Below are 12873 nucleotides of genomic sequence, written 5' to 3' on the forward strand. Positions count from 1 at the left end.
CTACATCTCTCCTTGTTGGATTGCTTGTAATGGTTCAATTTTTTTGATTTGGACTCCTGAAAGTGTTGCCCCAGCAAAGCCAATGAGTATAAAAATGAACGACAATTGGACAGTTGTTGCTGTTGGTAAATGAAACGGCATGCTAGTTGGTGCAAGGAGATTAAAGGTTTGACTGAGCACCACTGATAGTATTAAGGCAATGAATGTGATGACAGCCATTTGAGTCCACATCATTTTAAATAACGAACTTGTTTTTACACCAATCGCCTTTAGAATTCCGTACAGTCCCATTTTTTGAATGTTCATCATGTAGAAAAAAATCGCAAACAACATACCACTAATGACGACTAAAAACCAAACAATCATATTTAAGGACATTTGCTCTGCTTTATAGCTTGAAATTGTATTTAGGAATTCCTTTTTAGAAAAGGCCTTTAGATTACTAAAGTGTTGCGTTGTATCGGAACCCGGTATAAAAATCAATTGCATTTCTTCGATACGATAGATTTCTTTAAAATCCTCGGGGTTGATATACACAACAGGTGCATGACTGTATTTACTTTGTTCAACAAAGCCTTTTACAGTGAACTCACCGTTATGTTGATTGTTTGTTAAGATGTCGCCCGTCTTTATTCCAGCATCCTTCAGTGATTGATCAAGAATGATTTCACCGGGATTCACCTTTTCAAACAATGGGGAATCTGTGGATGTAACAAACGCTACACTTCGTTGCTTTCCATTTTCCTCATTTAGAAACCCCATTTGAATCGAAAAGGCAACCGCCTCCTGATGTTTGTCTAATATTTCATTTTGAGTGTTGAGATCAATTTTTGATAGATTATACGTTTGGTCTGCATCATTTGCCATGTAAAATTGACCATCCGGCAAGTTTTTAATTAAGGCAGCATTATCCTGAGACAATCCGTTCGCTAAGCCAGAAATGATAAAAGTTAGGAAACTCACAAGAAACACAATCGAACCTAAAATTAGAAACCGCACTCTATTCTTCTTCATTTCCTTCAATGCCATCTTCATCTTTATTCCTCCTATCATACTGGGACAAGGGGAAAGTTAATCGTCCTAGATGGAGATTGAATGTACCCTGTGTCCTCTCTAGATATCCTAAGTTTATATTGGGTATGTGAATAGAAGATGAACAGGCGATTACAATTCTGTCGTATCTCTGAATGGATAAATCCTGTTATACTAATCTCATAAACTACATTGGGGTGAAGCTATGTGGAATCTAACCAAACAAGCGAAAGAGAAGTTTTCAACATGTAATACTCTACCGATTCACGAATCTGAAGAAGAATGGGAATTCTCATTAAGAGATGCCAAAGAAGAAGGCGAAGACCTTATTTCTCGTCTAAAAGAAGAACTTGAGGAAGTTAAAGGGGTACTCCTACAGACTTTGCCAGACCGCTTCCTTCCATATGTAAAAAATGGAACTTTAAATCAGCCAACATTGCCGAAATCTGTTCGCGATGATTACCTACAATGGATGCATGAAGCAGACAAAGAATTTGAACATATTTTGGATGCTGCCCATGAGCAAACAGCAAATGCTGTTACATTTTTATCAAAGGAAGTCCAGGATGTCTTTGAGGAAAGTTTGCATGATTCGACCATTGAGCGAATCGAACGTGAAGGCGATACACTTCACCTGTACATCAATACGGATGGTGGTTTTTCATCAAAAGCACTTATTCAGTTTACTTTTGAAAATGTGATGGCCGAAGAATTTGAGGTACCATTAGAGGTTGGGCATTGGATTGTCTATTACGAGTTACAGAAAACAAATGATGGATTTGCCTTTCGTGTGTTATTCGAATGTCCAGATAGCGAATGGACGATTTCCATGAGGAATTTGGAAGCTTGCTATTATTATCGTCCGGCCCTTTATACTTTATTACATCATGAAGAAAAACTAGAAGAGACACCTTTTGAGGAGTATATAGCACAATTAAATCCGGATGATCACCATTGGCTACATACTCCACATGTGACATGCGCCTTCCAATCCATCGCTGAACCTATCACATTAGAAAACGGAAAGCTTGAGGTTACACAAAATGAAATGATTGTGACAGTCGAGAATAAGTCCTTTACTTACGATTTAGAAGAGGTCAATCCAATTCAGTTTATTTATACGGATGTATATGAGGATCCCTATGCACATTTGGATGAACCATTACCAATGGATGAAATCGAAGAAGCTGCACTATGCGATAATTTAGAGCTGCAAGTACGAGCATGGAATACGATGTATGCTAACCCACTTGAATTGGCGGAAATAATCAATCGTGTTTTGACTAAAATGACGATTACCGAAGAAAATGAAATGATGGCAAGTGTTTATGCAAATCATTTTTATAACGAAGGAATCTTAACAAAAGATGTGATTGAAAAATATCGTTCATTGATTGATTAGTTCGGAGGGGAGATCTGGTCCCAGATGAATGATTCTGGGACACAGACAACCTCGTCTTCTATTTATATATCTTCCAATCCAACAACATCACCTGTTGCTGCGTTTACTCCAAACTGGCAATCTATTTTTCCGCAAAGCACATATTGCTTTTGGTCAAAATCATAAACATAACAAGGAGTTAGCTCGTACTTTCCTTTTAGTTTTTCAAAGGCTTCATCCTTACTAATTACGACTTTCTCAGGTATTTCAAATTCTTCGAACATCTTTAACATCATCAAGTTATCCATATAATTGATAACTTGATGGTTCTTGGAATCAATCATTATATTCACTTTCCGTTGAAATACGCGACTATCCTGCTCGGTTGCTCTTAATATGGCATGAATATAGCCATTTTCACGATGAAGGGTTCTTATAATCCAGATTCCTGAATCGTTGGGATATTCCTGACGAAGGAAATCTCGAACCACCCTAACACATTTCTCTTGCTCAGCCTCCGTGATTGGCAGGGAATCTGGAGAAGGCTCATTTGAAGAGGCCTGCTCAGCCGTAACCTCCTCATGCCACTTCATTTCTTTTCGTTCAAACATAGTCCTAAGAGGCTCATCCCAAGACAAAGGTTTATCTACTTTCAAATATCCCTTCACATCCACAATTGGCTCAAAAGGGATTGTAGAAATTTGATCATTTCGAACATAGATTTCTTCGACAGCATATGCGGCCACTAATCGTTGTTGATCAAATAATGGAAATTCAAGTAACTTCAATTGCTCCTTTGCTATGTCCTCAATTTTTTCGAAGGGTAATGTATAGGATTCTAACTCAACCCTTTCTTTAGATGGAAAATGACCATGAACTGAAAACAACGTAAGATTTCCCTCTTGATTATAGTTGACCTCAATCATTCCTGAAGGAGAAACATCAACACCGCCAATGCATTCAGTAAAGTGCAACTCCCCCTCCTCTTCCTTGCGAAGCTGAAATTGCTGTTCATATCTTAATCCTGTTTCCTGCTCAATCCAATTGATGATGTCATTTTTACTAGCAAAGGTTACCCCATTCTTTGCGAATGTCTGACCCATTACGAAAATAGCACTCTGAAACTTCCGGCTGTGAATATCAATTTCAATTACTGCTGTACCGTCTGGATTCTCGTCTTCATCAACTGGTTCCAGAACATGGTTAGGAAACCATTCCATTGATAATGTGTAAACAGTCTCATTGAAGATATTTACACTACGATTATAACTAGACCTTTTTAGGGAATAATCCCACAGGCCAAATTTGTTCTTTGTTAATTCAATTAATTCCTGAGTTCTTTCATCCATCCTTGTCACCCCATTCTTATTTCCTATTAATGGTCTATCAAATTCTTGAAATAACATAATAAATGATAATAATAAACATCGCCAAACCGAATGCAACACCACCAACAGCAGCGCCAATGTTCGATTTCAAAGTATACCCCTTCATATCCGATTCAGATGTTGAACGATCAACCTTTCTAAAGTGCATTAACATTCCTATGTTAAGTAAAACTAAAATCGATACGGTCATAATGAGCATAATAATCGAATCGAATTGAAAACGATAATCCCCAAAATCCAGACTCATATATAGTTGGAGAAACATGATGGCACTCAGCACAAGACTCCATCCATTGCCTACTTTTCGAGATTTTGTCCACTCTTCACCCATTTTTTGTTTTTCATAAATTGCTACTTTTTCAAGAATAGGAATGAATGATTTCGTAGAATCTCCTTTAATAAATCCATAGATAGCTTGAATGAGAATCAAAACGCCGATTGTAAAGAAAAAATGGGTTGATTTAATGGAAAAAATGCTAATGAGAGTGTAAAAGATGACGATTGCTATCAATATCGTTCCATTGGCCAACATAATCTGATTCATCCGCATTTTACGAATCCCATGTGGTTCCACTTGCACCCCTCCTTCCTTGTACGTATTCTAAACACCTTCTTAATACTACGAGTGGTGTTATCGTTTGGTTTCAAAAGTTACCAAATTGCACGTATTCTGAGTAAAAAACTGCACCAAAACAAGTGCAGTTTTTTACTATTTATGTTTTAGTAGATTTTTGAATAGATAACGAAGGAAATAAATACGGTACAGATTAATAGGGCTGTTAGGATATTGATAAGCTGAGCTGTGGAAACTACGAAGAGTTCGAATTGAAGTCCTATATTAAATACAATTAGATAGAAAATCATCGCAACGAATGAAGCGAACATTCCTTTTTCCCGAATGAGTTTCATGCGCTCATCCTTTTGCTTAAACTGAGGATACAAATAAGCCAAGCAAAAGCTCATCACCGCCATCGCTAGTGTCATATAAGCCATTGGCGCAGGTGTCGATTTCGCCATGATTCCAACAATCACCACAAATCCAGTCATCACAGAAAACAAAATTCCTAATACAAGATATGAAATTCTTAAATTGCCCATAATTTTTTCCTCCTTATTTATAATCCTCTTCCTCTAAAATGAAAATGTTCTCCACCTTGGTCTCAAAAACTTCAGCCATTATCAATGCCAAAGGAAGAGAAGGGTTGTATTTACCCTTTTCAATCGAAATAATCGTTTGTCTTGAAACACCCAATTTTTCAGCTAAGCGATCCTGGGAGTAACCATGTTTCTTTCTAAACTCTGCAACTTTATTTTGCAACCCATTCACCACCTCTTCTATTTTCAGAGTAATGTAAAGTTTCCTTTACGTCAAGTTCCCTTTACATTTTTACATAAAAATAGAGTTAGCTCCATTCTAAAATAGAACTAACTCCACATCATCACACACCCACTACCTTGATAGCACCCGTTCAATTTCTTGGTTCAAGATATCAATTTTCACTGGTCCTACTGGTGAGTCATTCAATTTATATTTCTCTTTTAGTTGTAGAATTCTGCCTACGCTCTCGTCAATCCTCTGCTCAGAAATCTGTCCGTTAATAACTGCCTGTTTGATTGCATTTCGTACAGCGACTACATGCTGGTAATTATGTGCCACCATGACAATGTCACTGCCGGCTTTTATAGACTGAACAGCCGCAACACCAATATCATATTCATTGGTGATTGCTTTCATCGTCAAATCATCAGTAATAATAACCCCCTTAAAGCCAAGGTCATTTCGTAAAAGATCCGTCATAATCTTTTTAGACATTGTGGATGGGAAGGTTTGATCGAGACTCGGTACTAAAATATGAGCAATCATCACCATGTCCGCTCCTTCTTTTATTGCCTGACGAAATGGAATAAGCTCAAGACTCTCAAGCTCAGCACGCGTTTTATTCACCGTAGGTAACTCAAGATGGGAATCAGCACGCGTATCCCCGTGCCCAGGAAAATGCTTGACTGCAGACACAATCGACTGTGATTGCAGCCCTTTCATCGTTTGAATGCCAAGACTGCTCACTATCTCTGGATTGCTGCTAAAAGAACGGTTCCCAATTACCGGGTTATCCGGATTACTATTCACATCAAGCACCGGGGCAAAATCCACATTAAAACCAAATGCCTGTAGCTCTTTACCTAGTAGTGTGCCAATTTCATAAGACAGCGACGGATTATTTCTTTTTCCAATTTCTAAATTGGTTGGAAAATCAAGTAATCCTCCTGGTAGCTTCGAAATTCGTCCACCTTCCTGGTCAACACCAAAAAACAATGGGATGTCGCCTTCATTCGCCTTCTTGATTTGATTTACATAGGTAACGGTTTGATTTGGACTTACCAAATTGTCACCATTAAAAATGATACCCCCGACATGGTATTTCGAAATTAATTCGTTCATATCCGAATTCATTTTTGTTCCGGTAATTCCTGCAAAAATCATTTGCCCAATTTTTTCATCTAAACTGAGGCTCACATCCTCATTATCAACTGTTTGAACTTCTGTTACGACAGAAATATGATGAACAGGCGGATTAGGTTCCCGTTCAGTCGGTTTGGGTAAAATCCACTTCAACTGAAATGTGGAGTTCACGTGATAAATTAAAATAATTTGGTTCACATTCTCATCCTGAAAATACTTCATTTCATCAGGTTCACCAAATGCATTTTTTATATCTTCAAAATGAATATCGCTCAAACCAGGTTCGTAAGAGCGTATATCAAATGCAAGTTGATCCTTAATCCCGATTGTCACATCATGGTCCTGATAAGCCGCAAAATTTCCGATTGCCGTTTCATCTATTGTTTGTGGTTCACCCCATTGTTCCTGAATATCCTTAAATTTCGTCTGACCCGCTATAAAAGGTGTATGTGGAACTTTCCCTGTTTCCGATAAAGAAAAAACCTGATTAACCTGCTCAAGGATATCCTGATCTTCCTCGGGTTTCTCTTCTGGTTCCTTCTCAATTTGATCACTGCCTTCTGGATGAGTTAACTCCTCTTCTGGAACAGTCTGTTCATTTTTTTCACTTTGATCTTTATAAAAAATGAAATATCCTAACCCGATTACTAAGACAACGGAAAGTAAACCAATCAACCCTAATTGTAATCTCTTATTGTACATAGGCTACCTCCCTAGTTTTTTTCTATATAAAAATAGACTTCGTTTTTCCTTAAAATGTTACATCAGTAAGTTCTTATTGGAATAGTTTGCGATCTTGTAAGGAATAAAAACATCTCCATTATTCCCTTGGAGATGTTTTTTAAAATTAAATTATTTCTACTAAAAATTGCGGCAATGAAAAACAGCTATCTACAATTTGCTCGTTCACATATTTCGTATTTTTATCGCTAACCTTGCTTGGGTTTGGCTGAATATGCTGCTTGGACCCAATGGTGAAGCTCCAAAGTCCGCCAGGATAAGTAGGTACTACGGCCGTATACATTTTAACCTCATCGAAAAGCTCAGAAATACGCGTATACGACTGTTTCATAGCATCCGCATGAAAAATGGGAGATTGGCTTTGGCAAACCATGATTCCATCCTCTTTCAGTGCATCATGCAAACTTTGATAAAAGTCTTTCTCAAATAATACCTTTGCAGGTCCAATTGGATCAGATGAGTCTACGATGATTAGGTCATACTCATTTTTCTTGCCAGCAGCAAATTTTACTCCATCATCAAAAACAAAGTGAACACGCGGATCTGCCAGGCGACCTGATACATCAGGTAAATGCTCGATACTTGCTTTTACAACGAGTTCATCAATTTCGACCATATCAATGTGCTCGACTCCATCGTACTTGCATATTTCCTTCGCGACTCCACAGTCCCCGCCACCAATGATTAACACTTTTTTTGGATCCGGGTGAATCGACATGGGCACATGCGAGATCATTTCATTATAAATATGTCCATCAACCGAAGTCGTTTGGACAATACCATCTAACACAAGCATTCTACCAAAATGATAGGAATCCAGAATCATTACATCCTGGAAAGATGATTGTTGTTCAAAAATAACATCTTTAATCCGGTAGCTGACTTTTAGGTTATCGTATTCATCTTCGGTGAGCCATAAATCACCATTTTTTCTTGATAAATAAGGTTTATTAATTTCCATCATCATCCCCCATTCTGTTTTCTATCTTCCATTATAAGAATAAAAAAGAACGGGGTGCCTGTCCAGTGAAGAGGGTCAGAGGGACAGGTCCGTCGTCCCACTAGTGGTACGTTGAGGAGGGGTATCAATTCGTGATTTATTCTATCAGCCTAAAGAAGTGAATCTTTTTGTATATTAAATCGTAATAGTAGTATAGTTTCTTTTTTGGGAGGCGCTTCATATGTATGAGTACAAATTTATAAAGATAGAATTAAAGGGGATCATAGAATTGAAGCCTGAGCAAGATTATCATGAGATTGTTCACGAACATGCAAGGGATGGATGGAGACTTGTACAAGTGTTAACCCCACCTACTGGCCCTTCTGGTGCGGCAACATATTTTGAATTGATATTTGAAAAACTAGTTTAAAAGCATGGTGATACCATGCTTTTTTGCTAATAGCCATAAACGTATTTTATTAGCCGTATTTTTCTATTATTGACCATAAAATTTCTGGAATAGCCGTATTTCCAATTTAATAGCCCTAAAACAAAAAAAGCCGCAAGTCTAATGATTGCGGCGGTAATATAGAAGCAAAGTCTTGGAACAGAGAACCTGTCCCATCCTAAAATTTCTTCAGATAGACTTTCTCCATTAAGTGATCCTCACCTTTTTTCAAGACGATTTTGGCACGGCGGCGAGTTGGTAGGATATTTTCCCGTAAGTTTTTTGCGTTGATTTCTTCCCAAATGTCGGTCGCTTTTTGGACAGCTTCTTCCTTCGATAAGGTCGTGTAACGATGGAAATACGACATTGGATTCTGAAATGCTGTTTTTTGTAGCATCAAAAATCGTTCAATGTACCATTTTTTGATATTCTTTACATCCGCATCAATATAAATAGAGAAATCAAAAAAGTCACTAACGAACACAGAATGGGATTTGCTCACTTGCAGTACATTAATCCCTTCTACGATTAAAATATCTGGTCGATCAATCACTTCAACCTTATCTTTCAGCACATCATACGTTAAATGGGAGTACAGTGGTGCTTCTACGTTCGGTTTGCCAGATTTCACTTTCATCATAAACTGAATTAATTTTTGAGTATCATAGCTTTCTGGAAACCCCTTACGACTCATAAGTCCCTTTCTTTCTAGAGTCGCGTTTGGGTATAGGAATCCATCCGTTGTAACTAACCCTACTTTTTTATGGCTATCCCAACGTGATAATAGCGTTTGAAGTACTCTCGCTGCGGTACTTTTACCTACCGCAACGCTTCCCGCAATCCCAATAATATATGGAATTTTTTTAGCTTTATAGTCTAAAAAGGAGTTGGTTACCCCTTCTAGCTTTTGCGAAGCTTCCACTTTTAAATTGATTAAACGTGTCAATGGTAGGTAGATTTCTTCTACTTCTCGAAGTGAAATTTCTTCGTTTATCCCTTTAATACTTTCAAGCTCTTCTTCTGATAGTAACAAAGGAGTTTTATTGCGCAGTGTCGCCCACTTTTCTCTATTAAATTCAATATAGTTTGTTAACGGATACATAACATTACCTCAAATTTAGATTCTTGTTCATTTTATCATTTTGTAGCTAGTTTGAGTACACTAAAAAGAAACAGTTGTGTTCGATACCTTCATGATTCTCTTCATTCTATTATTGACAACCTGAATGATTTTACCTAATAATAATGCGATAACTAACGTTCCGAGCCCTACCGGTCCTCCTAAAATAAATCCGATGACAGCACCTGTGCCTTCAATACCCATTCTAACAATGTTAAAGCTCCAACCAAACCTATTGGATATCGCTACCATCATCCCATCAATTGGTGTTTTTGGTAAATTTGCCTCCATATAAATTCCGATTCCTACGCCTGCAAAAATCAGCCCTGCAACAAAACTCCCCCACTGCAACTCCCATGAGGAAGAAAAGTCGACATTCCTTAGGACAAAATAAAACCAAATATCAAGAAAAACACTTCGAATAAGAATGGGAATGACTGACTCAATACGTAATCTCGTTTTTTCAATTATCCAGGTAATCACGGTAAAAATCACCTGCGTGATAATTGACCACGTTCCTATGGTTAATCCTGCATGCATGTTTAATCCAACCGCTACTGTATCCCAAGGCCCTGCCCCAATAAGTGATAGAATAATAATCGCAATTCCTAAAGCGGTGAGAGCTAGTCCTCCTAGATAAATGCCTATACGTTTTGACATGATGCACCTCTATATGTAAAATTCAAAATAATTATTCAATTATAACACTTTTGTGAATAAAAATATGAAAAAAATAAGCATCTGCCCCTCAAGGGCAGACGCCTACAATTCGAAAGTCAACTCTAGACTTTTTAATTACATAACTATTTTTAGTCTACTTCTATCAATATGGCTGCTCCTTGACCTCCACCGCCGCACATGGATGCAATCCCTCTTCCTCCACCACGTCGTTTAAGTTCACGAGCAAGTGTTAACACAAGCCGGAATCCGCTAGCACCTAGAGGATGACCAAGAGGGATTGCTCCTCCGTTCACGTTAACGACATCTGAAGGAAGACCGAGCTCTTGCTGACTTGCAATCACAACACTTGCAAAAGCTTCGTTAATTTCAAACAAATCAATATCTGAAAGGCGTAAATTTCTACGATCCAGTAAAGCACGTATAGCATTTGCTGGCTGGAGATGCAATGATGGGTCTGGCCCTGCCACAAATGACCAATCAACAATCGTTGCTAGCGGTGACTTCCCTATCTTTTCACATGTATCTAAACTAGAAATTAGACCCGCACTCGCACCATCCGACATCGGACTAGCGTTCCCAGGAGTAATCGTTCCCCCTTCTTCAAATGCTGGGGAAAGCTTTTGTAACTTGTCAATAGAGGTTTGAGGTCGAATACATTCATCCTCGGTTATATGCTGACCGGAAACATGAACTCCTACTATTTCATCCTTAAAAAGTCCATTACTTTGTGCCCTAGCTGCCCGTAGTTGTGAGTGTAGAGCAAATTCGTCTTGTTCTTCTCGGCTAATATGTAATTCACGATTTGTACGTTCAGATAACCCGCCCATTGATTGATCAGAAAGTGCACACCACAAACCGTCATTCAACGTATCATAGAATTCGACAGCACCCATCTTAACTTCTCTTCTAAGGTTAGATACATGAGGTGCATTTGTCATGGATTCAAATCCTCCAACAACAAACAGATCCCCTTCTCCTCTTTCTACACGGCGAGCAGCATCAGATACTGCTGCTAAACTAGCAATACAGACGCTGTTTAATGTTAAGGCAGGGGTGTGAATTCCAACACCAGCTTGATAAGCAACTTGACGCGCAGGGTTTTGACCTTGCCCAGCCTGTATGACTTGACCTAGTATAACGCCATCTGCATTAGCCGTTTCAGGAACACGGCGAACGAGCTCCGAAACTGCCGCAACACCTAGCTCAGTTGCTGTATTCTTGCTTAAACTTCCCTTGAACCGACCAATAGGAGTACGAACTCCATCAATTAATACAGTTTTTTTCAACGAAATCACTCATCCTTTTAGTAGATTAATTGAAAATTACTGGGTTAGTGAATCACGGTACGTTTCCCGTGCGAATAATGTAGCAACAATGCTTATTACACCTAGTGCGACTAAATATATAATGATTGGTAAGCTATGCCCATCATATTTTGCTAATAACCAAGTCGCAATTAGAGGGGAAAATCCACCTGCTAGGATAGCTCCTATTTGGTAACCAATGGATGCACCACTTAAACGAACCTTCGAGCCAAAAAGCTCAGAGTAGTATACTGCTTGAGGGCCATAGACAGAGTCATGTATGACATTCAATCCAAGCACGATTCCTATTGTGATCCAAAGTACCGATCCTGTGTCCATCAGCGCGAAAAACGGAAAAATGAACAACGTCGTCGCTATTGTTCCACCCAAATAGACTGGTTTACGGCCAATCTTATCAGACAAGTAGGACCATAATGGCATGGTTACTAAACCAACTACTGAGGAGATCATGACTGCATTTAGACCAATGGAGCGATCGACATTAACTGTACCTACCAGATACGTTAGTACAAATACAGAATAGATATAAAATGTTGCGTTTTGAACTAATTTCATTCCAATCGTTAAGAATAATGGTTTTTTTTGGCTGCGTAGAACGGTGAGTACAGGCTTTTCCTCTATCTGCTTTTTTTCAGCCAGTTCCTCAAATACAGGAGATTCACTTACTCTTAAACGAATCCAAAGTCCAATGATGACAAGTATAGCACTTAGTAAAAACGGAATACGCCAACCCCAAGCAAGGAAAGCTTCATTTGACATATTGTTATTTACCATTGAGAACACGAAGGTGGATAATAAAAGTCCTGCCGGAACTCCCATCTGTGGAAAGCTGCCGTATAACCCCCGTTTTCCTTTCGGTGCATGTTCAACCGCCATTACTACCGCTGAACCCCACTCACCACCAACAGCAAATCCCTGTACAATGCGTAGAAGACTTATTAATAGTGGAGCCATCAAACCGATTGTTTGATAGGACGGAATCAGACCCATTAAGAATGTTGCGATTCCCATTAATAATAATGAAAGTGTAAGCATTTTTTTTCGACCAATTTTATCACCAAAATGTCCAAATACCGCGCTTCCTAACGGACGAGCAATAAATCCTGCCGCATATGACCCAAAGGCTGCTAGTGTACCATATAGAGGGTCGAAAGTTGGAAAAAATAATGCTGGAAATACTAAAGCAGCAGCTGTACCGTATAAGTAGAAATCATACCATTCAATTGTTGTACCTATAAAGCTAGCCAAACCGACCTTGCGATGTTCTTTAGAAAAACCTTTTTTCTCGGTATTTATATCCTCCTGAATTACTGGAGCTGTAGACATCGACTTTCCTCCCTTTTTACGATGGTGTAA

13 protein-coding genes are annotated in these 12873 nt (G+C 38.6%); 2 read left to right on the forward strand and 11 right to left on the reverse strand.

From position 1 onward, the window contains the following. Window positions 1-1035, reverse strand: coding sequence for an ABC transporter permease (locus RGU12_RS09120; protein ID WP_309535787.1), 1035 nt, complete (start codon window positions 1033-1035; stop codon window positions 1-3). A gap of 202 nt (window positions 1036-1237) precedes the next feature. Between RGU12_RS09120 and RGU12_RS09125 the strand changes: the two genes are divergently transcribed. Then, entirely contained in the window at window positions 1238-2434 is a 1197-nt protein-coding gene (locus tag RGU12_RS09125; RefSeq protein WP_309535788.1) for a DUF4085 family protein, read from the forward strand. Between the two features lie 62 nt (window positions 2435-2496). On the opposite strand, the gene RGU12_RS09130 is transcribed toward RGU12_RS09125, so the two are convergent. The 6 genes from RGU12_RS09130 to speE form a co-directional block, all read right to left on the reverse strand. Next, a complete protein-coding gene (locus RGU12_RS09130; RefSeq protein WP_309535789.1) occupies window positions 2497-3762 on the reverse strand; it encodes a hypothetical protein in 1266 nt (421 codons plus the stop codon). Window positions 3763-3799: 37 nt separating this feature from the next. Further along, window positions 3800-4375 (reverse strand): hypothetical protein, encoded by a 576-nt coding sequence (locus RGU12_RS09135; RefSeq protein ID WP_309535790.1) that lies wholly within the window; start codon window positions 4373-4375, stop codon window positions 3800-3802. Between the two features lie 146 nt (window positions 4376-4521). Then, the gene (locus RGU12_RS09140) at window positions 4522-4899 is read right to left on the reverse strand and encodes a permease (RefSeq protein ID WP_309535791.1); all 378 of its coding nucleotides are present in this window, start codon (window positions 4897-4899) and stop codon (window positions 4522-4524) included. 13 nt (window positions 4900-4912) lie between these two features. Continuing rightward, window positions 4913-5119, reverse strand: coding sequence for a helix-turn-helix transcriptional regulator (locus RGU12_RS09145; RefSeq protein ID WP_309535792.1), 207 nt, complete (start codon window positions 5117-5119; stop codon window positions 4913-4915). 132 nt (window positions 5120-5251) lie between these two features. Next, entirely contained in the window at window positions 5252-6964 is a 1713-nt protein-coding gene (nagZ, locus tag RGU12_RS09150) for a beta-N-acetylhexosaminidase (protein ID WP_309535793.1), read from the reverse strand. 145 nt (window positions 6965-7109) lie between these two features. After that, window positions 7110-7967 carry a polyamine aminopropyltransferase gene (gene speE, locus RGU12_RS09155; RefSeq protein WP_396232318.1) on the reverse strand — a complete coding sequence of 286 codons (858 nt, stop codon included), beginning with the start codon at window positions 7965-7967 and terminating at the stop codon, window positions 7110-7112. Between the two features lie 217 nt (window positions 7968-8184). Here speE and RGU12_RS09160 point away from each other — a divergent pair, with 217 nt between their 5' ends. Further along, window positions 8185-8373 (forward strand): DUF4177 domain-containing protein, encoded by a 189-nt coding sequence (locus RGU12_RS09160; protein ID WP_309535795.1) that lies wholly within the window; start codon window positions 8185-8187, stop codon window positions 8371-8373. A gap of 196 nt (window positions 8374-8569) precedes the next feature. Here RGU12_RS09160 and coaA read toward each other — a convergent pair whose 3' ends face one another. The 4 genes from coaA to RGU12_RS09180 form a co-directional block, all read right to left on the reverse strand. Next, the gene (coaA, locus tag RGU12_RS09165) at window positions 8570-9493 is read right to left on the reverse strand and encodes a type I pantothenate kinase (RefSeq protein WP_309535796.1); all 924 of its coding nucleotides are present in this window, start codon (window positions 9491-9493) and stop codon (window positions 8570-8572) included. Window positions 9494-9553: 60 nt separating this feature from the next. Then, window positions 9554-10171 (reverse strand): YczE/YyaS/YitT family protein, encoded by a 618-nt coding sequence (locus tag RGU12_RS09170; protein WP_309535797.1) that lies wholly within the window; start codon window positions 10169-10171, stop codon window positions 9554-9556. Window positions 10172-10320: 149 nt separating this feature from the next. Further along, entirely contained in the window at window positions 10321-11478 is a 1158-nt protein-coding gene (locus tag RGU12_RS09175; protein ID WP_309535798.1) for an acetyl-CoA C-acyltransferase, read from the reverse strand. A 36-nt stretch (window positions 11479-11514) separates the two neighbouring features. After that, window positions 11515-12843: an MFS transporter gene (locus RGU12_RS09180; RefSeq protein WP_309535799.1), complete on the reverse strand. Its 1329-nt coding sequence runs from the start codon at window positions 12841-12843 to the stop codon at window positions 11515-11517. Window positions 12844-12873: the final 30 nt, after the last annotated feature.

It is taken from the genome of Ferdinandcohnia sp. QZ13, assembly GCF_031324165.1.
Lineage (GTDB): Bacteria > Bacillota > Bacilli > Bacillales > Bacillaceae_L > Ferdinandcohnia.